Annotated in this window: 27 protein-coding genes; 20 read left to right on the top strand and 7 right to left on the bottom strand. The window is 64.5% G+C overall.

The window, feature by feature from the left end; genetic code table 11:
- The first annotated feature begins 178 nt into the window (after positions 1–178).
- Genes C4K38_RS13880 through C4K38_RS13860 form a run of 5 tightly spaced genes read left to right on the top strand, consistent with a single transcriptional unit; the run spans position 179 to position 7,566 of the window.
- Positions 179–2,008: an extracellular solute-binding protein gene (locus C4K38_RS13880; RefSeq protein WP_053278864.1), complete on the top strand. Its 1,830-nt coding sequence runs from the start codon at positions 179–181 to the stop codon at positions 2,006–2,008.
- Positions 2,005–3,858, top strand: a complete 1,854-nt coding sequence (locus C4K38_RS13875; RefSeq protein WP_053278863.1) for an extracellular solute-binding protein — start codon at positions 2,005–2,007, stop codon at positions 3,856–3,858. Before C4K38_RS13880 ends, C4K38_RS13875 begins: the two co-directional genes overlap by 4 nt.
- Position 3,859: 1 nt before the next feature.
- Positions 3,860–4,933, top strand: a complete 1,074-nt coding sequence (locus C4K38_RS13870; protein WP_009048701.1) for a microcin C ABC transporter permease YejB — start codon at positions 3,860–3,862, stop codon at positions 4,931–4,933.
- A gap of 1 nt (position 4,934) precedes the next feature.
- Positions 4,935–5,954, top strand: coding sequence for an ABC transporter permease (locus tag C4K38_RS13865; protein WP_009048700.1), 1,020 nt, complete (start codon positions 4,935–4,937; stop codon positions 5,952–5,954).
- A 1-nt stretch (position 5,955) separates the two neighbouring features.
- A complete protein-coding gene (locus C4K38_RS13860) occupies positions 5,956–7,566 on the top strand; it encodes an ABC transporter ATP-binding protein (RefSeq protein WP_053278862.1) in 1,611 nt (536 codons plus the stop codon).
- 110 nt (positions 7,567–7,676) lie between these two features.
- On the opposite strand, the gene C4K38_RS13855 is transcribed toward C4K38_RS13860, so the two are convergent.
- Positions 7,677–8,045, bottom strand: coding sequence for an antibiotic biosynthesis monooxygenase family protein (locus tag C4K38_RS13855; protein ID WP_053278861.1), 369 nt, complete (start codon positions 8,043–8,045; stop codon positions 7,677–7,679).
- A gap of 101 nt (positions 8,046–8,146) precedes the next feature.
- Here C4K38_RS13855 and C4K38_RS13850 point away from each other — a divergent pair, with 101 nt between their 5' ends.
- On the top strand, positions 8,147–8,617 hold the full coding sequence (locus C4K38_RS13850) for a MarR family winged helix-turn-helix transcriptional regulator (RefSeq protein ID WP_053278860.1): 471 nt from the start codon (positions 8,147–8,149) through the stop codon (positions 8,615–8,617).
- 28 nt (positions 8,618–8,645) lie between these two features.
- Here the strand turns inward: C4K38_RS13850 and C4K38_RS13845 are convergent, their stop codons facing one another.
- The 5 genes from C4K38_RS13845 to C4K38_RS13825 all read right to left on the bottom strand — a co-directional run bounded on the left by C4K38_RS13845 (position 8,646) and on the right by C4K38_RS13825 (position 13,583).
- Positions 8,646–9,251 (bottom strand): GGDEF domain-containing protein, encoded by a 606-nt coding sequence (locus C4K38_RS13845; RefSeq protein ID WP_025809211.1) that lies wholly within the window; start codon positions 9,249–9,251, stop codon positions 8,646–8,648.
- Positions 9,252–9,342: 91 nt separating this feature from the next.
- Positions 9,343–9,921 (bottom strand): hypothetical protein, encoded by a 579-nt coding sequence (locus tag C4K38_RS13840; protein WP_053278859.1) that lies wholly within the window; start codon positions 9,919–9,921, stop codon positions 9,343–9,345.
- Between the two features lies 1 nt (position 9,922).
- Positions 9,923–12,070: a xanthine dehydrogenase family protein molybdopterin-binding subunit gene (locus tag C4K38_RS13835; RefSeq protein WP_053278858.1), complete on the bottom strand. Its 2,148-nt coding sequence runs from the start codon at positions 12,068–12,070 to the stop codon at positions 9,923–9,925.
- Between the two features lie 23 nt (positions 12,071–12,093).
- A complete protein-coding gene (locus tag C4K38_RS13830) occupies positions 12,094–12,549 on the bottom strand; it encodes a (2Fe-2S)-binding protein (protein WP_009048695.1) in 456 nt (151 codons plus the stop codon).
- A 188-nt stretch (positions 12,550–12,737) separates the two neighbouring features.
- Positions 12,738–13,583 carry an oxidoreductase gene (locus C4K38_RS13825; RefSeq protein ID WP_053278857.1) on the bottom strand — a complete coding sequence of 282 codons (846 nt, stop codon included), beginning with the start codon at positions 13,581–13,583 and terminating at the stop codon, positions 12,738–12,740.
- A gap of 110 nt (positions 13,584–13,693) precedes the next feature.
- On the opposite strand from C4K38_RS13825, the gene C4K38_RS13820 reads away from it, so the two are divergent.
- The 3 genes from C4K38_RS13820 (at position 13,694) to C4K38_RS13810 (ending at position 16,109) form a co-directional block, all read left to right on the top strand.
- Positions 13,694–14,608 (top strand): LysR family transcriptional regulator, encoded by a 915-nt coding sequence (locus C4K38_RS13820; protein ID WP_053278856.1) that lies wholly within the window; start codon positions 13,694–13,696, stop codon positions 14,606–14,608.
- A gap of 124 nt (positions 14,609–14,732) precedes the next feature.
- Positions 14,733–15,230, top strand: coding sequence for a VOC family protein (locus tag C4K38_RS13815; protein WP_053278855.1), 498 nt, complete (start codon positions 14,733–14,735; stop codon positions 15,228–15,230).
- Positions 15,231–15,275: 45 nt separating this feature from the next.
- Positions 15,276–16,109: an AraC family transcriptional regulator gene (locus C4K38_RS13810; RefSeq protein WP_053278854.1), complete on the top strand. Its 834-nt coding sequence runs from the start codon at positions 15,276–15,278 to the stop codon at positions 16,107–16,109.
- Positions 16,110–16,211: 102 nt separating this feature from the next.
- Here the strand turns inward: C4K38_RS13810 and C4K38_RS13805 are convergent, their stop codons facing one another.
- Positions 16,212–16,799, bottom strand: coding sequence for a LysE family translocator (locus tag C4K38_RS13805; protein ID WP_053278853.1), 588 nt, complete (start codon positions 16,797–16,799; stop codon positions 16,212–16,214).
- 104 nt (positions 16,800–16,903) lie between these two features.
- Between C4K38_RS13805 and C4K38_RS13800 the strand changes: the two genes are divergently transcribed.
- The 11 genes from C4K38_RS13800 to C4K38_RS13750 all read left to right on the top strand — a co-directional run bounded on the left by C4K38_RS13800 (position 16,904) and on the right by C4K38_RS13750 (position 24,934).
- Positions 16,904–17,494: a GNAT family N-acetyltransferase gene (locus C4K38_RS13800; protein WP_053278852.1), complete on the top strand. Its 591-nt coding sequence runs from the start codon at positions 16,904–16,906 to the stop codon at positions 17,492–17,494.
- Positions 17,491–17,997 carry a GNAT family N-acetyltransferase gene (locus tag C4K38_RS13795; RefSeq protein WP_053278851.1) on the top strand — a complete coding sequence of 169 codons (507 nt, stop codon included), beginning with the start codon at positions 17,491–17,493 and terminating at the stop codon, positions 17,995–17,997. The genes C4K38_RS13800 and C4K38_RS13795 overlap by 4 nt, the downstream gene beginning before the upstream one ends.
- A gap of 60 nt (positions 17,998–18,057) precedes the next feature.
- The gene (locus tag C4K38_RS13790) at positions 18,058–18,492 is read left to right on the top strand and encodes an HIT family protein (RefSeq protein ID WP_231998546.1); all 435 of its coding nucleotides are present in this window, start codon (positions 18,058–18,060) and stop codon (positions 18,490–18,492) included.
- Positions 18,493–18,649: 157 nt separating this feature from the next.
- On the top strand, positions 18,650–19,354 hold the full coding sequence (locus C4K38_RS13785; protein ID WP_081001494.1) for a YjfI family protein: 705 nt from the start codon (positions 18,650–18,652) through the stop codon (positions 19,352–19,354).
- Positions 19,355–19,380: 26 nt separating this feature from the next.
- A complete protein-coding gene (locus C4K38_RS13780) occupies positions 19,381–20,082 on the top strand; it encodes a PspA/IM30 family protein (RefSeq protein WP_053278849.1) in 702 nt (233 codons plus the stop codon).
- A gap of 194 nt (positions 20,083–20,276) precedes the next feature.
- Positions 20,277–20,843 carry a rhomboid family intramembrane serine protease gene (locus tag C4K38_RS13775; RefSeq protein WP_053279050.1) on the top strand — a complete coding sequence of 189 codons (567 nt, stop codon included), beginning with the start codon at positions 20,277–20,279 and terminating at the stop codon, positions 20,841–20,843.
- 69 nt (positions 20,844–20,912) lie between these two features.
- Entirely contained in the window at positions 20,913–21,947 is a 1,035-nt protein-coding gene (locus tag C4K38_RS13770; RefSeq protein ID WP_053278848.1) for a potassium channel family protein, read from the top strand.
- Positions 21,934–22,584, top strand: coding sequence for a DUF2491 family protein (locus C4K38_RS13765; protein ID WP_053278847.1), 651 nt, complete (start codon positions 21,934–21,936; stop codon positions 22,582–22,584). Before C4K38_RS13770 ends, C4K38_RS13765 begins: the two co-directional genes overlap by 14 nt.
- Positions 22,585–22,599: 15 nt before the next feature.
- Positions 22,600–23,028: a DUF350 domain-containing protein gene (locus tag C4K38_RS13760; protein WP_028682288.1), complete on the top strand. Its 429-nt coding sequence runs from the start codon at positions 22,600–22,602 to the stop codon at positions 23,026–23,028.
- A 20-nt stretch (positions 23,029–23,048) separates the two neighbouring features.
- Positions 23,049–23,765: a DUF1190 domain-containing protein gene (locus C4K38_RS13755; protein WP_025809226.1), complete on the top strand. Its 717-nt coding sequence runs from the start codon at positions 23,049–23,051 to the stop codon at positions 23,763–23,765.
- 11 nt (positions 23,766–23,776) lie between these two features.
- A complete protein-coding gene (locus C4K38_RS13750) occupies positions 23,777–24,934 on the top strand; it encodes a glutathionylspermidine synthase family protein (protein ID WP_053278846.1) in 1,158 nt (385 codons plus the stop codon).
- Positions 24,935–25,259: the final 325 nt, after the last annotated feature.

The following is a 25,259-nucleotide window of genomic DNA, read 5'->3' as shown; positions in this document are numbered from 1 at the left end:
GGTTCCCGGCAGCGCCCACGGATGAATCTCAACATCCGGCACAGGCGCTACCAGGGGCCGCGATCTTTTTTTTCAGGGCTGTAACAGAGCCTTCGGAGGGCGGCCTTTTTCCTGTCGATACAAGCTGTTACTGTACGGAGCACAAAGCCCAAGCCGCCTGGATCGGATCTCTGCCTTGATGCGTCCCCTCCTCCTGTCCCTAATCAGTCTGGCCTTGAGCTTTCCCGCAAGCGCAACGATCACTGAAAGCCATGGTTACGCGCAGTTCGGCACGCTCAAGTACCCCGCCAAGTTCACCCATTACGACTGGGTCAACCCCGCCGCGCCCAAAGGCGGGACCTTGCAGGTCATGGCGTTTGGCACCTTCGATACCCTCAACCCTTACACCTTCAAGGGCAGCAGCCCGGTTTCCACGCCTAACTTCCTGCAATACGGGGTCAACGAGCTGAACGAGCCGCTGATGGTCGGCACCGGCCAGTACGCGCCGTCCGGCGACGAGCCGACCTCCAGCTACGGCCTGATCGCCCGCTCCGTCGAATACAGCGAAGACCGCAGCTGGGTGGTGTTCAACCTCCGTCCCGAGGCGCGTTTTCACGACGGCAAGCCGATCACCGCCTACGATGTGGCGTTTTCCTATCGGCTGCTGCTCAAGGAAGGCCACCCGCAATACCGCACCAACCTGCAGGAAGTGCAGCGGGTGGACATCCTCGGCCCGCAGCGTATCCGCTTCGTCTTCAAGCGCTCCGGCAACCCGCTGCTGATCCTGCGCCTGGGCGAGTTGCCGGTGCTGCCGCAGCACTACTGGAAAGACCGCGACTTCAAGGCCACCACCTTCGAGCCGCCGCTGGGCAGCGGCCCCTACCGCATCACCCGGGTGCAACCGGGGCGCTCGCTGCTGTTCGAGCGGGTCAAGGACTACTGGGGCAAGGACCTGCCGGTCAATCGCGGCTTCAACAACTTCAACAAGGTCGCGGTGGAGTTCTACCGTGACAGCGACGTCGCCTTCGAAGCCTTCAAGGCCGGCGAGTTCGACATCTACATCGAACACCAGGCGAAGAACTGGGCCAACGGCTACAACTTCCCCGCGGTCAACCGCGGCGACATCATCAAGGCCCAGGTGGCGCACCAGATCCCTACCCAGACCCAGGGCCTGTTCATGAACAGCCGCCGGGGGATCTTCGCCGACCGCAAGGTGCGCGAAGCCCTGGGCCTGATGTTCGACTTCGAGTGGACCAACCGCACCCTGTTCAGCGGCGCCTACAAGCGCGCGACCAGCTACTACCCCAACAGCGAGTTCTCCGCCACGGGCCTGCCGGTCGGCCATGAATGGCTGCTGCTCTCGCCCTACCGCGAGCAGTTGCCCGCCAGCCTGTTCACCCAGCCCTTCAGCCTGCCGCAGACCGACGGCCGCGGCATCCCGCGGGCGACCCTGCGCCAGGCCCTGGGCCTGCTCGCCGAAGCCGGCTGGAAGCTCAACGGCCAGCGCCTGCTCGACAGCAACGGGCAACCGCTGCGCTTCGAGCTGCTGCTGGTCAACCCGAACCTGGAACGGATCCTCCAGCCCTACGTCGAGAACCTGGCCAGCATCGGCATCGACGCGCGCCTGCGCACCGTGGACCGGGCGCAGTACAAGCAGCGCCTGGACCAGTTCGATTTCGACATGATCCTCATGACCCTGAACCAGACCCTCAGCCCGGGCCTGGAGCAATGGCAGTACTTCCACTCCAGCCAGGTCGGGGTCAAGGGCAGCAAGAACTATGCGGGCATCAACAACCCCATCGTCGATCACCTGCTGGAACACCTGCTCGCCGCGCAGAGCCGCGACGAGCAACTGGCCGCCGGTCGGGCCCTGGATCGGGTGCTGCTGTGGCAGCACTACATCATCCCCAACTGGTACCTTAACTATCATCGTCTGGCGTACCGCAACCGGTTCGCCTTCGTCACCACGCCGCCCTACCAACTGGGCCTGAGCGCCTGGTGGCTGAAGTCCCTGGAGAAAGCCCAATGATGCCCCTGCGTGCCCTGCTCCCGTGGGCCGGCGGCGTGCTGCTGACGGGAATCGCCTGCCTCGCCCAGGCCGCCCCGCAACACGCCCTGACCCTGTACAACGAACCGCCGAAGTACCCGGCCAACTTCAAGCACTTCGACTACGTCAACCCGGACGCGCCCAAGGGCGGCACCTTCCGCGAGTCCGGTTTCGGTGGCTTCGACAGCCTCAACCCGTTCATCAACAAAGGCGTGCCGGCGGACAATATCGGCCTGATCTACGACACCCTGATGCGCCAGAGCCTGGACGAGCCCTTCACCGAGTACGGCCTGATCGCCGGGCAGATCGAGAAAGCCCCGGACAACAGCTGGGTGCGTTTCTACCTGCGCCCCGAGGCGCGCTTCCACGACGGCCAGCCGATCCGCGCCGAAGACGTGGTGTTCAGCTTCCAGACCCTGATGAAGGCCGGCGCGCCGATGTACCGCGGCTACTACGCCGACGTCGAGGACGTGATCGCCGAAGACCCGCTCAAGGTGCTGTTCAAGTTCAAGCACACCAACAATCGCGAACTGCCGCTGATTCTCGGGCAACTGTCGATACTGCCCAAGCACTGGTGGGAACACCGCGACTTTTCCAAGGGCAACCTGGAAATCCCCCTCGGCAGCGGCCCGTACAAGGTCATCGAGGTCAAGGCTGGGCGCTCGGTGCGCTATGAACGGGTCAAGGACTACTGGGGCAAGGACCTGCCGATCAACCGCGGCCAGTTCAACTTCGACGTCATGGCCACCGACTATTACCGTGACAACACCGTGGCCCTGGAAGCCCTCAAGGCCGGCCAGTTCGACTACTGGCTGGAAACCAGCGCAAAGAACTGGGCCAACGCCTACAACATCCCGGCCGTGACCGAAGGCCGGCTGATCAAGGAACAGATCCCCAACGGCAACCCCACCGGCATGCAGGGCTTCGTCTACAACCTCCGCCGTCCGCTGTTCCAGGATGTGCGGGTGCGCAAGGCCCTGAGCCTGCTGCTGGACTTCGAGTGGACCAACAAGCAACTGTTCAACGGCGCCTACACCCGCACCCGCAGCTACTTCGAGAACTCGGAAATGGCCGCCACCGGCCTGCCCGACGCCGACGAGCTGCAGATCCTCGAACCGCTGCGCGGCAAGATTCCCGACCAGGTCTTCAGCGAAGCCTTCCAGCCCTCGGTGTGCGATGGCAGCGGCATGATCCGCGCCCAGCAACGCCATGCCTACCAGCTGTTGCAGGAAGCCGGCTGGCGCATCGTCGACGACAAGATGGTCGACGCCCAGGGCAAGCCGGTGGTGATCGAGTTCCTGCTGGCCCAGACCGAGTTCGAGCGTGTGCTGCTGCCGTTCAAGCGCAACCTCGCGGACCTGGGGATCGACCTGGTGATCCGCCGGGTCGACGTTTCCCAGTACATCAACCGCCTGCGCTCGCGGGACTTCGACATGGTGGTCGGCGGCTTCCCGCAATCGAGTTCGCCCGGCAACGAGCAGCGCGAATACTGGAAGTCCTCCAGCGCCGACAACCCCGGCAGCCGCAACTTCATCGGCCTCAAGGACCCGACCATCGATACCCTGGTGGAAGACCTGATCAACGCCGACTCGCGCCAGAGCCTGGTGGCCCATGCCCGCGCCCTCGACCGGGTGCTGCAATGGGGCTACTACGTGATCCCCAACTGGCACATCAAGACCTCGCGCGTGGCCTACTGGGACCATATCGGCCACCCCAAGGTCTCGCCCAAATATGACATCGGCATCCAGACCTGGTGGATCAAGCCCGACGCCAAGCCGGCCGTGACCCCGGACACCCACTCGCAGGCCGCCTCCGCCGGCGTGGAGCAATAAGATGCTGGCTTACATTCTGCGGCGACTGCTGCTGATCATCCCTACCCTGTTCGGCATCCTGCTGATCAACTTCGTGATCATCCAGGCCGCTCCCGGCGGCCCGGTGGAACAGATGATCGCCAAGCTCGAGGGTTTCGAGGGCGCCACCAGCCGCATCGCCGGCGGCGGCGCCGAAGTCTCGGTGGCCGGTTCCAGCTACCGTGGCGCCCAGGGCCTGGACCCGGCCCTGGTCAAGGAAATCGAGAAGATGTACGGCTTCGACAAGTCGGCGCCGGAACGCCTGTGGATCATGATCAAGAACTACGCCACCCTGGATTTCGGCGACAGCTTCTTCCGCGACGCCAAGGTGGTCGACCTGATCCGCGAGAAACTCCCGGTGTCCATTTCCCTGGGGCTGTGGAGCACCCTGATCATGTACCTGGTGTCGATCCCCCTGGGGATCGCCAAGGCCACCCGCCACGGCAGCCACTTCGATGTCTGGACCAGTTCGGCGATCATCGTCGGCTACGCGATCCCGGCGTTCCTGTTCGCCATCCTGCTGATCGTGATGTTCGCCGGCGGCAGTTATTTCGACTGGTTCCCGCTGCGCGGCCTGACCTCGAACAACTTCGACCAACTGAGCTGGGGCGGCAAGATCCTCGACTACTTCTGGCATCTGACCCTGCCGGTGACCGCCCTGGTGATCGGCAACTTCGCCACCATGACCCTGCTGACCAAGAACAGTTTCCTCGACGAGATCAACAAGCAGTACGTGATCACCGCCAGGGCCAAGGGCCTGACCAAGCGCCGCGTGCTGTACGGCCATGTGTTCCGCAACGCCATGCTGCTGGTGATCGCCGGCTTCCCCTCGGCCTTCATCGGCATCTTCTTTACCGGATCCTTGCTGGTGGAGGTGATCTTCTCCCTCGACGGCCTGGGCCTGATGAGCTTCGAGGCGGCGATCAACCGCGACTACCCGGTGGTGTTCGGCACCCTGTTCATCTTCACCCTGCTGGGGCTGGTGGTGAAACTGATCGGCGATTTGACCTATACCCTGGTCGACCCACGCATCGACTTCGAAAGCCGGGAGCATTGAGATGAACCTGTCCCCCCTCAATCGCCGGCGCTTCGAACTCTTCAAGGCCAACAAGCGCGGCTGGTGGTCGCTGTGGCTGTTCCTGGTCCTGTTCGGCCTGAGCCTGGGCGCCGAGCTGATCGCCAACGACAAGCCGCTGGTGGTGCATTACGACGACGGCTGGTACTTCCCGGCGCTCAAGCGTTACCCGGAAACCACCTTCGGCGGCGAGTTCCCCCTGGAGGCCAACTACAAGAGCCCGTACATCCGCGAGCTGCTGGCGGCCAAGGACGCCTGGGTGCTGTGGGCGCCGATCCCGTTCAGCTACCAGAGCATCAACTACGACCTGAAAGTCCCGGCCCCCGCGCCGCCCTCGGCGGACAACCTGCTGGGCACCGACGACCAGGGCCGCGATGTGCTGGCGCGGGTGATCTACGGCTTCCGGGTGTCGGTGCTGTTCGCCCTGACGCTGACCATCCTCAGCTCGATCATCGGCGTCATCGCCGGGGCGCTGCAGGGTTTCTATGGCGGCTGGGTCGACCTGGCCGGGCAGCGGTTCCTGGAGATCTGGTCGGGGCTGCCGGTGCTGTACCTGCTGATCATCCTCGCCAGCTTCGTGCAGCCGAACTTCTGGTGGCTACTGGGGATCATGCTGCTGTTTTCCTGGATGAGCCTGGTGGACGTGGTACGCGCCGAGTTCCTGCGTGGGCGCAACCTGGAATACGTGCGCGCCGCCCGCGCCCTGGGCATGCAGAACGGCGCCATCATGTTCCGCCATATCCTGCCCAACGCCATGGTCTCGACCATGACCTTCATGCCGTTCATCCTCACCGGCGCCATCGGCACCCTGACCGCCCTCGACTTCCTCGGTTTCGGCCTGCCACCCGGCGCGCCGTCCCTGGGCGAACTGGTGGCCCAGGGCAAATCCAACCTGCAGGCGCCATGGCTGGGCATCAGTGCCTTCGCCGTGCTGGCGATCATGTTGAGCCTGCTGGTATTCATCGGCGAGTCCGCTCGCGATGCCTTCGACCCGAGGAAATGAGATGAATCAGGACAATCTGATCGAAGTCCGCGACCTCGCCGTCGAGTTTGTCGTCGGCGAACACCAGCAACGGGTGGTCGAGGGCATCAGCTTCGACATCAAGCGCGGCGAAACCCTGGCCCTGGTGGGCGAAAGCGGCTCCGGCAAGTCGGTGACTGCGCACTCGATCCTGCGCCTGCTGCCCTACCCGCTGGCCCGCCACCCGTCCGGGACCATCCAGTACGCCGGCCAGGATTTGCTGAGCCAGAAAGAGAAAACCCTGCGCCATATCCGCGGTAACCGCATCGCCATGATCTTTCAGGAGCCCATGACCTCGCTCAACCCGCTGCACAGCATCGAGAAGCAGATCAACGAGGTGCTGGGTCTGCACAAGGGCCTGACTGGCAAGATCGCCACCCAGCGCACCCTGGAGCTGCTGGAGCTGGTGGGCATCCCCGAGCCGCACAAGCGCCTCAAGGCCCTGCCCCACGAGCTGTCCGGCGGCCAGCGGCAACGGGTGATGATCGCCATGGCCCTGGCCAACGAGCCGGAGTTGCTGATCGCCGACGAGCCGACCACCGCCCTCGACGTCACCGTGCAGTTGAAGATCCTCGAACTGCTCAAGGAGCTGCAGGCGCGCCTGGGGATGGCCTTGCTGCTGATCAGCCACGACCTCAACCTGGTCCGGCGCATCGCCCACCGCGTCTGCGTGATGCAGCGCGGCTGCATCGTCGAGCAGGCGCCTTGCGAAGAACTGTTCCGCGCGCCCCAGCATCCCTACACCCGTGAACTGCTGGCGGCCGAACCCAGCGGCAAGCCGGCGACCAATGAGGTCGGCCCGCCGCTGTTGCAAGTCGAGAACCTGAAGGTCTGGTTCCCGATCAAGAAAGGCCTGCTGCGCCACACCGTCGACCATGTGAAGGCGGTGGACGGCATCAACTTTAGCCTGCCCCAGGGCCAGACCCTGGGCATTGTCGGCGAAAGCGGCTCGGGCAAATCCACCCTGGGCCTGGCGATCCTGCGGCTGATCGCCAGCAAGGGCGCCATCCGCTTTGAAGGCAAGCAGCTGGACTGCCTGTCGCAGCAGCAGGTGCGGCCGTTGCGCCGGGAGATGCAGGTGGTGTTCCAGGACCCCTTCGGCAGCCTCAGCCCGCGCATGTGCGTGAGCCAGATCGTCGGCGAAGGCCTGCGCATCCACAAGATCGGCACCGCCGCCGAGCAGGAACAGGCGATCATCGAAGCGCTCAAGGAAGTGGGGCTCGACCCGGAAACCCGGCACCGCTACCCCCACGAGTTCTCCGGCGGCCAGCGCCAGCGCATCGCCATCGCCCGCGCCCTGGTGCTCAAGCCAGCGCTGATCCTGCTGGACGAGCCGACCTCGGCCCTCGACCGCACCGTGCAGCGCCAGGTGGTGGAGCTGCTGCGCAAGCTGCAGGCCAAGTACAACCTGACCTACCTGTTCATCAGCCACGACCTGGCGGTGGTCAAGGCCCTGAGCCACCAGTTGATGGTGGTCAAGCACGGCCAGGTGGTGGAACAGGGCGACGCGCAGAACATCTTCGCCGCGCCGCAGCATCCCTACACCCGGCAGTTGCTGGAGGCCGCCTTCCTGGTGCCGGCCAGCGAGGCATGAGCGTGAGTTTTGCCTGCTGTCACCGGGCGACGGCCAGCAGGCGAGCGCGGATGCAGCAGTGGCCGGCAGACACCTCACGGCCGCAACCACCTGAGCCAGGTTTCGGCCTCCTAGGCGACGCAGATGCCCGGTACCGCGACCTTCTGGAACAGATGCGGGGAAGCGACCGCCGAGGACGGATAGTGCGAAAGCTTGGCCCTGAACTCCGGATGCACGAAGGCCGCCCGGAAATGCGCGTTGGACTCCCAGACCGCGTAATTGAGATAGGTCGGGCTTTCGCCGATGGCGCGATGCAGCTGGGTGGAAATGAACCCCGGCTGTTGCTTCATGAAGCTGGCATCGTCTTGCCAGGCCTGCAGGAAGGTCGGCTCGTCGGCCTGGTCCAGGGTGAAGACGTTGATCAGGATGACCGGCGAGGCTTCCAGTGTGATCTGGCGGTCGATCGGAAAGGCGGGGTCCATAGGGCGAATGAGAGGCATGGCAAGCTCCAGGTGTGAGGGCTGAATTCGTAACCACATTGCGATATTGACATCATGATGTCAATATCCCTGAAGAATCACTTTGTCTGGATAACCACGTTATGCACGAACCTGAACCCACCCCGGCCGGGGCTGCCCTGACCGACTTCATTCTGAGTATGTTCCGGGCCAGCAACCTGACGCTGGCCTGGGGCGACCGGATAGTCGCACCCCTCGGGCTGACCAGCGCCCGCTGGCAGATTCTGGGCGCGATCGTGGCGGCGGAGCGCCCGCAGCCGGTCGCCTGGCTCGCTCGGGACCTGGAGGCCAACCGGCAGAATGTCCAGCGCATCGTCAACGATCTGGAGAAGGAAGGGCTGGTGACATTCCAGCCCAACCCGCATCACCGGCGCGCACAGCTCGTGACGCTGACAGACAAGGGCACGGCAGCCTTCAACGAGGCTATCCGCCTGTACACCCCGCTGGTCAACGAGCTGTCGGCCGGACTTGAGGTTGAAGATATTCAAACGGCCCTGCGCGTGATCACCGAGCTGCGCAACAGGCTTCAAGGGCAGACAGACACCGAGCAATAACCAGCCGTATTGCGATATCGGTCCAGCATCACGCCTTCAACGGCCCGAGGCCAGGCCTGCTCATGGACTTGTCGGCATCCGCCAGCAAGGTTTCCACATCGACCGGCCGGGCCGGATCGAACTCGATCTGGCCGATGCTGAAGCAGATGTCGTAGATACACTGCTGGGTGGCCGTGCGCTCGTCGAGGATGGCCTGCAGGCGGGTGATGATCGCCAGTTTTTCCACCCGTTCCGAGCCGGTCAGCAGTACCGCGAAACGCTGGTACTCCAGATGCCCGACCACGTCGCTCTCGCGAAAGGCGATGCGCAGGCCGTCGGCGAAGGTTTTCAGCGCCGCCTCGCCTTCGTCCGGCCCGTAAGCGCGGGCGATGCGGTAAATATCGTCGAGATCGAACAGCAGCAAGGTCGCCGGGCAGTTCAGGTCCTTGCAGGCCTGCAACGCATCGCCGGCCAGCACCGCAAAGCCGTGGGGGTTGGGCAGCAGGGTCAGTTTATCGAGGTTGGCTACCTGCACCGCGGCCAGCTCCTGCTCGGCCCGGCGGTTCTGATCGCGCAACAGTTGCCGGGACGGGTCATCCGCCTCCGGGGATGGCACCTGGTCCGGTGCCTGGACAGGCTTGTCTGGGGAAAACATCGCACACTCCATTGGCGGGAATCACCTATAGAGCTTAGTTGCCGAGGCCTACACCTGCCCCGCAACCAGCCCTCCCTGAGGCCCCCTGGCGTCAACTTCCGACCGCCGGACAGGGGCCGCCCGCCTCGGCCCAGAGTTTGAACTGGCTGACGAACACCTCGTGGGGCACCGGTACCGGCGCGCGATTGCCACCGGGGCTCCAGCCCCAGAGCACCAGCTTGTCTTCGCTGACATGCCTGATCAGCGCGGCAAAGTCGCGGTCGCCGTTGCTGGCCTTGTCCTTGATCATCTGGCACAGGCGGTCGGCCGGCAGGCCGATCCAGGCCATCTTGTGCGCCGCCGGCGGCAGGCTCCAGTGCGGCGCCCCCGGTGGCATGTGCGGGCCGTAGCTGGCCGGCGGGTTGCTTGCGCCATGGCAGGTGGCGCACGGCAGCCCCGCCGCGCCCTTGCCGTCCAGGCCACGGACCACGGCCATGGCATGGGGCGTACCGGCGTCGAACTGCAACGGCGCATCCCCGGGAATGTGGCAGTTCTGGCAGCGTGGGCTCTGGAACACCTTCTGCACCGTCGCGAACGCCGCCAGCGCCGGTTCATCGGCGGCGAACAGGTCCGAGGCATAACCGCCCAGGCCGACCAGGATCAGCGCACCGAGGAACAGGTGGCGTTTCATCTCACACCCCCGCCAGTTGCAGCGGCAACTCGCGCAGGCGCTGGCCGGTCAGGGCGAACACCGCGTTGGCCACCGCCGGCGCCGTGGGCGGCACGCCTGCCTCGCCGATACCGCCGGGCTTCTCGGTGCTGGCGACTAGGTGCACCTCGACCTGGGGCATCTCGTTCAGGCGCAACACCTGGAAGTCGTGATAGTTGGACTGCACCACCCGGCCGTCCTTGAAGGAAATGCGGCTGTGCAGGGCCATACCCAGGCCAAAGGTGATGCCCGACTCCATCTGCGCGGTGATGCTTTGCGGGTTCACCGCAATGCCGCAATCCACCGCGCAGACCACCCGGTGCACGCGAATCCGCTCGGCCTCCTGGGACACCTCGACCACCTGCGCCACATAACTGCCGAAGGACTCGTGCACCGCAACGCCCAAGGCATGGCCATTGGGCACGGGTTTGCCCCAGCTCGCCTTCTCCACCGCCAGGTTAAGCACGCCCAGGTGCCGCGGGTGATCCTTGAGCAAGATGCGGCGGTACTCCACCGGGTCCTTGCCCACCGCGTCGGCCATCTCGTCGATCAACGACTCGACGACGAACGCGGTGTGGGTGTGGCCCACGGAGCGCATCCACAGCACGGTGATGCCGGTCATTGGCGAATGCAGGTCGACCCGGTGATGTGGAGTGCCCTTCAGGTAAGGACCGTCCGCCAGCCCCTCGACCGAGGTGTTATCGATACCGTTCTTGACGAAGCTGGCCTCGAACGAGGTGCCGGCCATGATCGACTGCCCCACCAGCACATGCTGCCAGGCCAGCGGCAGGCCCTGGGCGTCCAGGCCGACTTGCGCCTGATGCAGGAACGCCGAACGGAAATAGCCGCCGCGCACATCGTCTTCCCGCGACCAGACGGTTTTCACCGGGGCTGCGGCGGCCTTGGCCACCGCCACCGCCTCGCTGACGAAGTCCGAAGTGGGGTTGGCCCGACGGCCGAAACCGCCGCCCAGGAATTGCGTGTGGATCTGCACCTGCTCCGGCTTGAGCCCGGTGATCTTCGACGCGACCATCTGGTCCAGGGTCTGGAACTGGGTGCCGGTCCAGATCTCGCATTTGTCGGCGCCGATGCGCACCGTGCAGTTGAGCGGCTCCATCGGCGCATGAGCCAGGTAAGGCACGCTGTATTCGGCCTTGATCACCTGGGTCGCCTTGGCCATGCTCCCGGCCGCATCGCCAGCCTCGGCCGCCTTGGTCCCGGGGGTCAGCGCCAGTTTGCGAAAGCTCTGCATCAGGCTTTCGCTGCTCATATTGGCGTTCGGCCCCAGGTCCCATTCGGCCTTGAGCGCATCACGCCCCTGCTTGGCCGCCCAGTAATGCTCGGCGACCACCGCCACGCCCGTGGGCACCTGGAGCACCTTGAGCACCCCGGGCACCGCCAGCGCCGCCTGGGGATCGAAGGACTTGAGGGTGCCGCCGAACACCGGCGAACGCAGGACCACGGCGGTCAGCAGGCCGTCGAAATACATGTCCATGCCGAACTGCGCGCGGCCGGTGATTTTCTCCGGGGTGTCCAGGCGCTTGGTCGGCTTGCCGATCAACCGCCAGTCCTTGGCCTCCTTCAAGCGCAGCGAGGCCGGGGCCGGCACCGGCAGCTGCCCGGCGTCGTTGGCCAAGTCGCCGTAGCTCAGGCGCTGCTTCCCGGCCACCACCCAGCCCTGCTCGGTGTGCAGGGTCGAGGGCGCCACCTGCAGGCGCTTGGCCGCCGCCTCGATCAGCATCTGGCGGGCCGCGGCGCCGGCCTGGCGATAGCGGTCGAACTCCATCCAGGTCGAGGTCGAGCCGCCGGTGATCTGCATCCCGCCGAATGCCGGCAAGCCATACACCGCGGCGGCCGGCGCGTGTTCGACGCGGATCTTCGACCAGTCGGCATCCAGCTCCTCGGCGATCAGCATCGACAGCCCGGTCCAGATGCCCTGGCCCATTTCCGAATGGCCGAGCACCACGGTGACCACCCCGTCCGGGGCGATGCGCAAGAACGCATTGGGCACGAATTCTTCGCTCGCCGCCCGGGCAAAACGATTGGCCCCCGGGATGACGAACGCCACCACCAGCCCGCCGCCGAGCAGCGCGCCCCCTTTGAGAAATCCACGACGCGACGCAGTGATCATGCCTTGTCCCTCTTAATGCCGACTCAGCCGATTTCGGCGGCGCGTTTGACCGCCGCGCGGATCCTTGGGTAGGTGCCGCAGCGGCAGATATTGCCGGACAGCGCCTGGTCGATATCGCTGTCGGTGGGCGACGGGATCTTCGCCAGCAAGGCCGCGGCCGACATGATCTGCCCCGACTGGCAGTAACCGCACTGCACCACGTCCAGCTCGGCCCAGGCGCGCTGCACCGGGTGCGAGCCGTCCGTCGACAGGCCTTCGATGGTGAGGATCTTCTGCCCGTTGGCCACCGCCGCGGCCGGGGTCACGCAGGAACGCAGCGGCGCGCCATCGACGTGCACGGTGCAGGCGCCGCATTGCGCCATGCCGCAGCCGAACTTGGTGCCGGTCAGGTGCGCCACATCGCGCAGCACCCAGAGCAGCGGCATGTCCGCGGGCACCTCGAGCTGCTGGTCCTTGCCATTGATATTGAGTGTCAACATGCATAGTTCCTCAGGCCGAGGGGGACAGGATTCACGGGATCCTGGAGCGGCGTCGCTGTGGCCAAAGGCCTACGCGCGCCGCGAGGTTTTCCATACAGCTAAGCGCAGTTTGCCGAACAGGCCGGATTCTGCGACCGCCGGTCACGCCCAACCGCCCTGGACGGGGCGGCCGGGCGATGACCACAGCATCAAAAATCGGTGGAGGCCGACAGCGCCCGCCAGGTCGCGGTTTCCTGCTCGACGTAGGCGTTCTTCGCCGCGATGGCGCCCAGGGTGTCGGTGCCCAAGGGCAGGCGCAGCGGCGGTTGCCCGGCTTCGACCAGGGCGATCATCGCCTGCGCCAGTTTGTCCGGGTCGCCCGGCTGCTGCTGGTTATAGGCCTTGGCCTGCTGGCGTACCTGGCCAAGGGTGGTGGTGTAGTCGGCGATCGATGCCGGCGACTCCAGCAACGAATTGCCGTCGAGGAAGTCGGTGCGGAAGTAGCCCGGCTCGACCACCGTGACCTTCACCCCCAAGGGCGCCAGCTCGCTGTGCAGGGCTTCGCTCAGGCCTTCGACGGCGAACTTGGTCGAGCAGTAGACGCCGTAGCCCGGCCCCGACTGATAGCCGCCGATCGACGAGATATTGATCACATGGCCACTGCGGGCGGCACGCATGTGCGGCAGCACCCCGCGGGTGACATTGAGCAGGCCGAACACGTTGGTTTCATAGACCCGGCGGATCTCGTCGCCGCTGGCCTCCTCCACCGCGCCGAGCAGGCCGAAACCGGCATTGTTGACCAGCACATCGATACGGCCGAAATGCTCGACGGCCATCTGCGCCACGTCGCGGGCCTGGGCCTCGTCGGTGACATCCAGTTGCGCCGCCAGCAGGCCCGGCTGCGCGCCAAAACGCTCGCTGATCGACTGGGCATTACGCGCGGTGGCCACCACCGCATCGCCATGGGCCAGGGCCGCGGCGGTGATTTTTGCGCCGATGCCACGGGAAGCCCCGGTGATCAGCCAGACACGTTTGAAAGTCGTTTGCGAAGTCATGATCGGTACCTTGTGAGAAGTGGGTGAGCACAAGGTACGCAAGCGCATTGGCTGGAAAAATGGCCTCATGCTACAAGCACTATGAACCTTTCTTTCATAATGGCCTTGCAATGAACCAGGACCCTTTCGACGGCCTGACCGAGTTTCTCGCCGTCGCCGAACACAAGAGCTTCACCCTCGCCGCCACCCAGCTGGGGGTGACCCCGACTGCAGTGAGCCATGCGGTAAAGACCCTGGAGCGGCGTACCGGGGTGCTGCTGTTCCAGCGCACCACCCGCCGCGTGGCCCTGACGGAAGCCGGCAGCAGCCTGTTCATCCGCCTGCGCCCGGCCGCCAGTGAAATCGGCGACGCCCTGGCGGTGCTGGGCAGCTATCGCGACCGGCCAATGGGCACCTTGCGCCTGACCGCGCCACGGCTATCCGGCAAGCTATTGATCGAACCCTTGGTCTCGCGCTATCGCGCGGCCTATCCCGACGTCAGGCTGGAGATTTCCCTGGACGATGCCGCGGTCGACCTGGTCAGCGAGGGCTTCGATGCCGGTATCCGCCTGGGCGAATCGATCGAAAAGGACATGGTCGCCGTGCGCCTGACCCCGGACCTGCAATGGTCGGTGGTGGGCTCCCCGGACTATTTCGCCCGGGCCGGCAAGCCGCAGACCCCGGAAGAACTGACCCGGCACCAGGGCATCGGCTTTCGCTTCCTCACCTCGGGCACGACCCATCGCTGGGAGTTCCGGCGCAATGGGCGGGATTTCACCGTCGGCGTCGAGGGTGCGCTGGTGGTCAACGATCGGCACTTGCTGGTCGCCATGGCGCGGGGCGGACAGGGGCTGGCCTACGCCTGCGACTTCGAGGTGGCCGACGACCTGGCCAGCGGGCGCCTGGAGTCTGTGCTGCAGCCTTTCATACCGCTGAGTTCGGGCCTGTACCTGTACTTTCCCAGCCGCACCCAGAGCCAACCGAAACTGCGTGCTTTTATCGACATGGCCAACGCCTGGGTAGCCGAGCAAGGGCGGCGCTTCTGAAGCGGATGCGCTGGCTCGATACCACTCCTCGCCCGGCTGCGCTTTGTCGATCTACGGCAGCCCCGGCCGCCCCCGGGCTGGCTACGCTTGCTCAAGCGTGGACCAGCCGCCGAGGAGAACCGTCATGTCTTACATTCACCGCATCACGCCCTGCCTGTGGTTCGACCATCAGGCCGAAGCCGCCGCCCAGTTCTACTGTTCGGTCTTCGAGCACTCGCGCATCACCGCCCTCACCCACTACGGCAAGGCCGGCTTCGAGTTCCACGGCCGCCCCGAAGGCTCGGTGATGACCGTGTCCTTCGAGCTCGATGGGCAGACCTTCACCGGCCTCAACGGCGGTCCGGTATTCCAGTTCAACGAAGCGGTTTCCCTGCAGGTCAACTGCCAGAACCAGGGGGAAATCGATCATTTCTGGAGCGCCCTGTCCTACGGCGGCGATCCCCAGGCCCAGCAGTGTGGCTGGCTCAAGGACAAGTTCGGGCTGTCCTGGCAGATCGTGCCCTGCGCTTTGAACCACTGGATGACCGCCCCCGACACGGCCAAGTCGCAGCGGGTGATGCAGGCCCTGCTGCAGATGAAAAAACTCGATATCGCCGCGCTGGAGCGAGCCTTCGCCGGCTAGACCTAATACACTCGCAGACCGACGCTTGCCGATGGGATGCCTTTGATGAAGCCGAGCTTGAGCCCCAGCCTCGATACCGCCCCGCAGTTCTGGCGCGATGCGGCGCTGCCCTTTATCGAGGCCCGCTCGATCGCCGATGGGCGCAAGGTCTGTTACGCCCGGCATGCCCACGAGCATTTCTCCATCGGCGCCATCACCGCCGGGCACAGCACTTACCTGCACGAGCAGGCGCAATTTCGCATCAGTGCCGGCACCGTGGTGCTGATGAACCCCGGCGAAGTGCACGCCTGCAACCCCATCGACGACCAGCCCTGGTCGTATCTCATGCTTTATGTCGACACCCCCTGGCTGACCGATCTGCAGCACCAGCTGGGGTTCAGCCAGGACCAGGGCTTTCGCGCCTTTTCCACGCCCCACAGCGATGACCCCGAACTCTATGCCGGGCTCAATCGCCTGTATGAGGTGTTGGTGGACGAACAGGCCGAGGTCCTGCAAAAACACAGCGCCGCGGTGGCGTTTTTCAGCGACCTGCAACAGCGCCTGAACCCGGCAAGCCGGCCGCCGCGCGAGAGCAACCAGAAGCTGCAACGGGCGGCCGACTACATTCGCCAACACTGCACCCGTTCGCTGAAGCTGGAGGAAATCTGCCAGGCCGCCGAGCTGTCGCCGTCCTACCTGATCCGCGCCTTCAAGCAGCATTACGGCATGACACCCCACGCCTTTGTGGTCAACCAGCGGGTGCAGTTCGCCCAGACCCGGCTGCGTGACGGCGAGCCGATCGCCGACGTGGCCCTGGAAGCCGGTTTCGCCGACCAGGCGCATTTCCAGCGCGCCTTCAAGCAGCACCTGGCGGCGACGCCGGGGCAATATCGCGGGTGATTCATCGCAGCCCGCAAACCGCTTCTGTAGGAGCGAGCGGGCGGCGATCCGACTTGCCCGCGATAGCCATGACACTAAATGCCCGGCACACCGCTCAGATGCTCAAGGCAACAACAGATACACCGCGCTCGCCACCAGCAGCGCCGCCATGCTGCGGTTGAACAAGCGCATGCCCTTCGGGTTGCTCAGGTACTGGCGCAAAAAAGTCCCGGCGTAGGCCCAGCAGGCAATCGACAGGTAGCAGATCACGAAGTACACCAGCGCGAACTGCCACACCAGCAGCGCCTCGCCATTGGCGGCGAACGCCCCCATGCCGGCGACGCAGGCCAGCCATGCCTTGGGGTTGAGCCATTGCATGATCGCCCCGTACAGGGCCGACGGCGCCTTGGCCTTGTCGTCGCTGCTCAGCCGGCCGTCGTCCAGCGCCAGCTTCCAGGCCATGAACAGCAAGAAGGCCACCCCGAACAGCTGGATGCCGCGGGTCAGGAACGGCCACAGCCGCAACAGCTCATGCAAGCCCAGGCCGATCAGCACCAGCAACAGGACAAACCCCAGGGTCGCGCCACCGACATGCCGCAGGCTGGCGCGAAAGCCGAACTGCGCGCCGGAACTCAGGGCCACGATATTGACCGGGCCGGGGGTAATCGAAGAGGCTAGCGCAAAGGCCGCCATGGAAAACACTAGGCTCATCACACACCTTCAAAGGATCAATCGGAAAGTCCGGTGCCCAAGGTAAGTGCGCAGACCGCCCAGTGTATTGAAGAAAAATACCCCCTAGCGTTCGGACGAATCCCATGCTCGATACCCCCTCCTCCGCGACCACCCTCACCGCCCGCCTGCTGTTGCGCGCGCCAACGGCCGCCGACCTGGACGTCACCCACCTGATCCACGGCGACCCACAAACCCAGCGCTACAACCCGGCCGGCCCGGACAGTCGCGAGAGCTGCCAGCACCGGTTGCAGGGCTGGATACAACACTGGCAGGAACAGGGTTTCGGCTATTGGGTGGTCTGCGACCGCGAGCAGCCCGAGCAGGTGCTGGGGTTCGGCGGCGTCATGCACAGCCGCTTCGGCGAGCGCACCGGGCTGAACCTGTACTTTCGCTTCGCCGTCGATGCCTGGGGCCAGGGTTATGCCAGCGAAATGGCCGACGCCGCGCTGCACCTGGCGTTCCGCGTGCTGGGCAAGGAACAGGTGATCGGCCTGGTACGCCCCGACAACCTGCCATCGCGCCGCGCCCTGGAACGCCTGGGCCTGACCCTGGACGGCGAACTGGACGACTTCCCCGGCCTGGCCCCCAGCCTGCTGTACAGCCTCAGCGCCGAACGCTACTTCGCGGCCCAGGCCACATCGCCCACCGACACGGTTCGGAGCCTGGAACCATGAGCCTGATCGAACTGCACCCGGCCCAGCGCGACGAGTTGGAATGCATCGAAAACCTGATGCAGTTCTTCATGTACGAATTCAGCGAGTGGCTGCCGATCAAGCTCGGCCGCCACGGCCTGTTCCAGATCCAGCCGAAGACCGAATACTGGCGCCAGCCCGGCACCCGTCCCTGGCTGCTGCGGGTCGACGGCGAACTGGCCGGCTTTGCCATAGTCGACGTCCAGGTGCACTTTGCCGAGGTGCAGTACAACCTCGCCTACTTCTTCGTGGTCCGGCGCTTTCGCGGTCGCGGCATCGGCCGGCAGGTGGTGGTGCAACTGCTGGAGCTGCTGCCCGGGCACTGGCAGATCTTCCATATCGATGACAACCGGCCGGCCCGGGATTTCTGGGCCCGGGTCATTCCCGCGCTCATCGGCGACGCCTACAGCTGCCATCCAATCACGGCAGACGGCTACCCCTGCACCCTGTATAAATTCCACACCCCGACATCACCCGGGCAATGATCGAGGCGCGATCGTCAACAGCCTCGCCCGCCGCACAAGGACCGCCCTGGCATGGACTCAATGAGCCTTCTGGAAACCGAGCACTGGCGCATCAGCTATCGCCGCGATGCCCGCCACCCGGGCAGCCTGATCGTCGCCTCCCGCGCCCAGGCCAGCGACCTCGTCGACCTCACACCACCGGCGCTGACAACCCTGGGCCAGGTTCTGGCCCTCAGCGAACGCCTGCTGCGCCTGGAGTACCAGCCGCACAAGGTGGTGTTCTACAAGCTGGGGTTCTCCAGCGGCTTCAGCGTGCATTTCCACGTGGTGGCGGTGACCCGGGAACTGTTGCAAGAGATAGTCGAACACCCGGATTATCCCGACGAACCCGACGGCAACGACGCCATTCTGTTCGTCAGCCGCGAATACGCCGAACGGGCGCTGACAGCCACGGAACAGCTTGAGCAGACGCAGCAGGTCGAACGCCTGCGCCAGCGGCTGGCAAGCCTGGACTGAGTCCCAGCAACATCGTCTTGCCAACGGAAAGCGTCGTTCCAGAGACCTCCAGCTACTTTTTTCGATGGATCAAAAAATATCACGCGTGAGTCATTGAGTCGTAACAAAATCCCCTGTAATGTTCTCACGCGTGATACGTGAACAGCGGAGTCACCCCATGAAAAAGACCCTCCCGGCCAGTCAGCCTGCTGACCTACCGGCTTCCTCAGAGAGTCGACAAGGAGAGCGCTCGAAAGCTTCCAGCGACAAGGCGTCCGGCAAGAAACCATCGAGCTTCTACATGAAGCAGATGCGCGCGGGCCTGAGTGCCGCTGGTTATGTGAAACACGAAACCTGGGTACTTCCGGAAAACCGGAGCGTGCTCAAGCACATTGAGAAGAAGCTGCGCCAACCCCTGATCGGCGGCGCACCGGTATTGGAGAATGACATGATCGCAGGTGAGAACTGGACCATCGACCGCCTCTTCAGCGCCTTGCAGGCCCTGGACGAAGTGACCTCGAACGAAATCGGCCTGAGCCTGATTCAAGGCGCCGAGCCAAGCATCAAGCTGGAAATGCACGACTTCGGCGGCCTGCCGATCTACATCGCGGTGGTCGGCGAGCAGATCATCGTCGACACCGTGCTGGTGGACCTGGAGTCGATCAACGACGTCGCCCGCTTCAATGACGCGGTGCTGCGCAGCCGGGAGATGTTCCCCCTCTCCTCGATCGGCATCGAGTCCATGCCCAACGGCCAGACCGTCTACAACATGTTCGGCGCCCTGAGCGCCAGCTCGAACCTGACCAACGTGGTGACCGAGGTCAAGACCCTGGTGGACAACGTTCAACGCGCCACCGAAGCCTTCGAAAGCTTCTTCAACTGATTGCCGAGAATCCGGAGTACGCCTACATGACTCAGTCCATCTGGAACAAACTGTTCACCGCCCTGCGCGGCGGCGCCAACGAAGTCGGCGAAGCCATCGCCGACCAGCAGGCCCTGCGCATCCTCGACCAGGAAATCCGCGACGCCGACAACGCCCTGTCCAACGCCAAGCGCGAACTGGTCACCATCATGGCCAAGCACAAGCTGTCCTCGGAGCGAGTGAGCGAATTCACCGCCAAGATCGCCGACCTGGAATCCAAGGCCCTCGCCTCGCTGCAGGCCAACCGCGAAGACCTGGCCCTGGAAGTCGCCGAAGCCATCTCGACCCTGACCACCGGCCTGGAAGCGGAACAAAAGCAAGCCAGCGAATTCGGCGCCTACGCCGAGAATATGCGCAAGGACATCGGCAAGGCCGAAGCGCGCATCCGCAGCCTGCGCCAGCAAGTGGACATGGCCAAGGCCCGGGAAAGCGTGCAGAAGGCCCAGGTCAGCGCCTCGATCGCCAGCGGCGGCGCCAACGGCAAGCTGGAAACCGCGGTCAACACCCTGAACCGCCTGCAGGCCCGCCAGGATCAGCGCGCGGCGGAAATGGAAGCCCAGGAGCAACTGGCCGATTCGAGCAACGGCAACGACCTGGAACGTCGCCTGCGCGAAGCCAACATCGTACCGGACCAGGGCAGCGCCAACGCGATCCTCGAGCGACTGAAGAAACAGAAGTCGGCCGAGTAAGGCCCCTCCTGTAGCCGCTGCCGCAGGCTGCGTACGACTGCGCAGCAGTCGCAAGGCCAGGCGGCGCGGCACTTCAGAAAGGCTGCGCACTCAGGCTTCGCGACTGCTGCGTCGGAATGCCGCCCAAGCCGATCGCGGGCTTCGCCAGCGGCTACATCCGCAGTGCCCTTTTTCTGGCCTATGGGAGGGCCTCGATGGCAGTTGCAAACGGTTTCAAGACCCTGGCGGGACTGGCCCTGGTGATGATCGCCGTACAGGTGCTCAACAGCCTGAGCGGCTACAGCCTGAATATCTTCGGCCTGATCCCCCGTACCCTGCAGGGTTTGCCGGGGATACTCACCTCGCCCTTTCTCCACGGCTCCTTTACCCACCTGACCGCCAACCTGGTGCCCTTCCTGATCCTCGGCGCCATGGTGATCGCCGAAGGCCAGCGGCGCTTCGTGGTGGTCAGCCTGATCATCGTCCTGCTCGGCGGCGCGCTGGTCTGGCTGTTCGGCTTCCGGGGCATCCATGTCGGCGCCAGCGCCTGGGTCTTCGGCCTGTGGGCCTACATCCTCACCCGTGCCTGGTTGCTGCGTAGCTGGAGCAGCCTGCTGGCCGCCGCGGTGACGATGTTCCTGTATTCCGGCCTGGTCCTGGGGTTCCTGCCACGGGCCGGGGTTTCCTTCGAAGGGCATATCTTTGGTGCCTTCGCGGGGTTCATCGCGGCAAAAATGCTTTTATCCGGCGCCAAGCCGATGTCTAATGCCGCGCGGCAATGAGCCATGCCTTGCCCGGGCACGGCGCGCTGCATCACGGATAGATCAGCTCATCAGGAAATCAGGGATTCGATGTCGATTTTCATCTTGCTTCGGGTATACGCGGCCACCTTCTTCCAGCGCTTCGGCTGGATGGGCCTGGCCATCGCGCTCGGCGTGCATGCCGCGACCTCCTATCTCGGCCTGGTGGCCCTGGGCGAGCAACACCTCACCGCGCCCGCGACCTTCATCTATTTCTATTTCACCACCACCCTGACCGTGGGTTATGGCGACCTGTCGCCGCAATCCGCCGCTGGCCGGGTCTTCGTGGCGGTGTGGGTGATGCTCGGCGGCATCGCGCTGCTGACCGCGGCCATCGGCAAGACCACCAGCAGCGTTATGGACCTATGGAGAAAAGGCATGAAAGGCAAAGGCGACTTCACCGGCCAGACCGGGCATACCGTACTGGTCGGCTGGGAAGGCGCGTCCAGTGAGCGGGTGATCGAATTGCTGCTGCAGGACGAAACCTCCAACGACAACCTGATCGTCATCTGCGACGCGACCCTCGACGAGAACCCGATGCAGGGCAAGGCCGCCTTCGTCAGGGGCGAAAGCCTGTCGTCCGCGGCCCTGCTGTTGCGCGCCGGAGTGCCCGGCGCCGAACGGGTGCTGGTGCGCACCAGTTCCGACGACCTGACCCTGGCCAGCGTGCTGGCGATCAACCAGCTGCGCCCCGCCGGCCATGTGGTCGCCCACTTCAACGACAGTGAAATCGCCACCCTGGCCGCCTCCTACGCGCCAAAGCTGGAGTGCACCTCGAGCATGGCCATCGAGATGCTGGTGCGCTCCTCCCAGGACCCCGGCTCCTCGGTGGTGATCAACGAACTGCTGTGCGTCGGCCAGGGCGCCACCCAATACGTCATGCGCCTGCCCGAGACTTACGAGGGCCGTTTCGCCGAACTCTACGTACACCTCAAGGAACGCTACAACGCCACCCTGATCGGCTACCGCGCCCGCGGCGCGCAACACCCGCAGATCAACCCGCACAGCGATACGCGGATCCAGGGCGGCGAACTCTTCTACATCGCTTCCACCCGCCTCAAGGACATCGACAATGGGATGGTTTAAACGCTTTCTGGGGCTCCAGGCCCCGGCCACCACAGGCTCGAGTTTCGCCACCGGCCCACTGGGCCTGAGCATGGGCGCGGGCATCCGCTTCGATGCCAGCCTCAAGCTGCTGCTCGCCGACAACAGCCGCGTGGCGATTCCCGCCGACCAGGCGGTCTACAGCGAAGGCCTGGTGGACCTGGGCCAGTCCGAATGGCTGTCGCGCTACTACCTGGACGACGAGGACTACTGGCTGCAGGTGCACACCAGTGGCGGCATCGACGGCCAGGTCAAATCGATCATCCTGTTCAACTACCTGAGCAACCAGGCTGTCAACAACGAAGCCGAGCTGCGGCGCCTGGCCGGCCCGGACAGCCTGATCGGCCAGCCCACCTACAGCCTCGAAGGCGTCGAGTACCAGCGCGAATGGGGCACCGAAGCCGGGCAGACCGAGCTGGTGCCGCTGCGCGAGCAGGTGTCCAAGCCGGACGAGACCTTCGCCTTCGAAAGCCATTCGATGCTGTATGCCCGTGACACCGGCCTGACCAATCGCCGCGAGTTCCTGCTGTTTTCCGTGGAGCAATACGCCGACGGCAGCGTCAGCCTGGTGACCTCCCTGGGCATTTCCCTGTACATGACCGACCTGCAAACCCTCTGACAAGGACCAGAACCCATGCTTGAAGCCCTTTCCATTTCCCTGAACAAATTCGCCGTGGTCGGTTTCCTGACCTACATCCTCGGCGCGGCCGTGCTGTTCGCCCTGTTCCAGTTCGTCTACACCCGCCTGACGCCGCACAAGGAGTTCCAGCTGATCCGCGAGGGCAACATCTCCGCCGCCATCGCCCTGGGCGGCGCCATCATCGGTTTCGCCATCCCGGCGAGCAACGTCATCGCCTACTCCATCAGCCTGCTGGACTTCGCCGTCTGGGCGCTAATCGCCGCCGTGGTGCAACTGCTGGCGTTCCTGATGACCAGCCTGGTGCTCAAGGGCACTTCGCAGCGCATCCGCAACGGTGAGATCGCCGCCGGCATCTATGTCGCCGCCGTGGCCATCAGCGTCGGCCTGCTCAACGCCGCCTGCATGACCCCTTCGCAGAACTGATCGACCGCACGGAGCCCTCGATGAAACGAAGCCAATACGTTCAGCTCTCCCTGGCCGCCTCGGTGGCGCTGGCGATCTCGGGCTGCAACTCGGAGCCGGAGACCCTCGCGGTCCAGCAGAAATTCAACTTCCAGTCGGTGCAGGAATGCGTGGACGGCAAGATCGCCGTGGACGTCTGCTCCGATGCCTATATCAAGGCCATGGCGGAGCACCGCGCCCAGGCGCCGGTCTACGACAATCAGGCCGATTGCGATGCCGACTTCGTCGAAAACTGGTGCCAGATGGATTCCAGCGGCAAGTTCGTGCCGAAGCTGGGCGGTTTTGAAATCAACGCCCAGGGCGCGTTCACCCGCGAGCAGCTGGCGGCAGCCGGGGTCAGCCCCGAGGCCGGCCGCAGCTCGTCGTTCAGCAGCAATGACAGCGGCCTGCTCACCGGCCTGCTGATCGGCAACCTGCTCAGCGGCGGCAACCGCAACTATTACTCCGAGCCGGTCTACCGCTATCGCGACGACCGCGGCAGCTACGCCAACTCGACGCTCAACCAGCGCATCGCCAGCGGCTCGACCTTCTCCAAGTCACGCCAGGCGCAGTCGGGCAGCGGCTTTAGGACCACCACCCGGCCGATGTCCGTGTCCTCCTCCACCTCCCGTGGCGGCTTCGGCAGCCAGGCCAGCGCCCGCAGCGGCTGGGGCGGCTCCAGCTCCTCGAGCTGGAGCTCGGGACGCTCGAGCAGCTAAGGAACCGCGCCATGAAGAAGATCCTCTGCAACGAACGCCCGGACTGGCGACAGACCGCGGAAAAACTCGGCTTCCTGTTCCACACCATCGACGGCGAAGCCTACTGGGACGAACGCGCCTACTACCAGTTCAGCCTCAAGCAGATCGAGGACGACCTGGAAGACCCGACCACCGAGATCCATGAGATGTGCATGGACCTGGTGGACCGGGTGGTGCGCAGCGAGGCCCTGCTGGATCGCCTGAGCATTCCGCCGGCCTTCTACGACATGATCCGCACTTCATGGCTCGAGGGTCACCCGCACCTCTACGGCCGCCTGGATTTTTCCTATCACGGCCAGGGCCCGGCCAAGCTGCTGGAGCTGAACTACGACACCCCCACCAGCCTCTATGAAACCGCGGCGTTCCAATGGGGCTGGCTGGAGCAGAACATCGAGCGCGGCCTGCTGCCGCGGCATGCCGACCAGTTCAACAGCATCGACACCCGGCTGCACCAGGCCTTCGCCCAGTTGGGGATCGAACGTCCGTTCTATTTCGCCTCGATGAAGGACTCGGTGGAAGACCGCGCCACCACCGACTACCTGCGCCTGATCGCGGAAAAGGCCGGCATCGAGTCGCGGCATATCGACGTGGAAGACATCGGCCTCACCGCCGAAGGTCGCTTCGTCGACCTGCAGGACCGCTGGATCCCACACCTGTTCAAGCTGCACGCCTGGGAGTTCATCTTCCACGAACCCTTCGGCGCGGCGATTGCCGCCAGCGACACGCAGTTCTTCGAACCGGCGTGGAAATCCATCCTCTCCAACAAGGGCATCCTGCCGCTGCTCTGGGAGGCCCACCCGGGCCACCCGAACCTGCTGGAAACCCACCTGGACCCGCACCCGCAGCGCGACGTGCCCAAGGGCTGGGTGCGCAAGCCGTTCTTTTCCCGCGAAGGCGCCAACATCGAGTTGCGCACCCCGCAGGACGAGGTGGTCAAGGAAGACGGCCCCTACACCGACGCGCCCTACATCCTGCAGTCCTTCGCCCCGCTGCCGCGCTTTGGCGACAGCTACACCCTGATCGGCTCCTGGGTCATCGGCGACCAGGCCGCCGGCATCGGCGTGCGCGAAGACGACAGCCTGATCACCAAGGACTCCAGCCGCTTCCTGCCGCACCTGATCCTCGACTGAACAGTCGCCGGGGCGCGCAATGCGCCTCGGCCTGTTTCTCCAGGCGTTCAAACTGTCGCAGCACAATAACTATCGAGCGCATGGCTTCATAATATTGTTTCAATGACAATTACTCAGGCCTGCCCTATATAACTTGCCCCTTCATTTATCTGAGTTCCGATACAGACCTTACTTAAAGCTGAACGAATATATGATTCGTGGCAATTTAATCTTGACTTGACAGGTCGGCCTGAGTAAATTGCGCGGGCCGGCCAAACCGGCCTTTTTTCAACTCACTAAAGAAGCCAATGGACACAGTATCTAGACGCTGTCTGGTCGATGCGCT

This window comes from Pseudomonas chlororaphis subsp. piscium (assembly GCF_003850345.1).
GTDB classification, from domain to species: domain Bacteria; phylum Pseudomonadota; class Gammaproteobacteria; order Pseudomonadales; family Pseudomonadaceae; genus Aquipseudomonas; species Aquipseudomonas piscium.
This window is presented reverse-complemented; position numbering and strand designations above follow the sequence as displayed.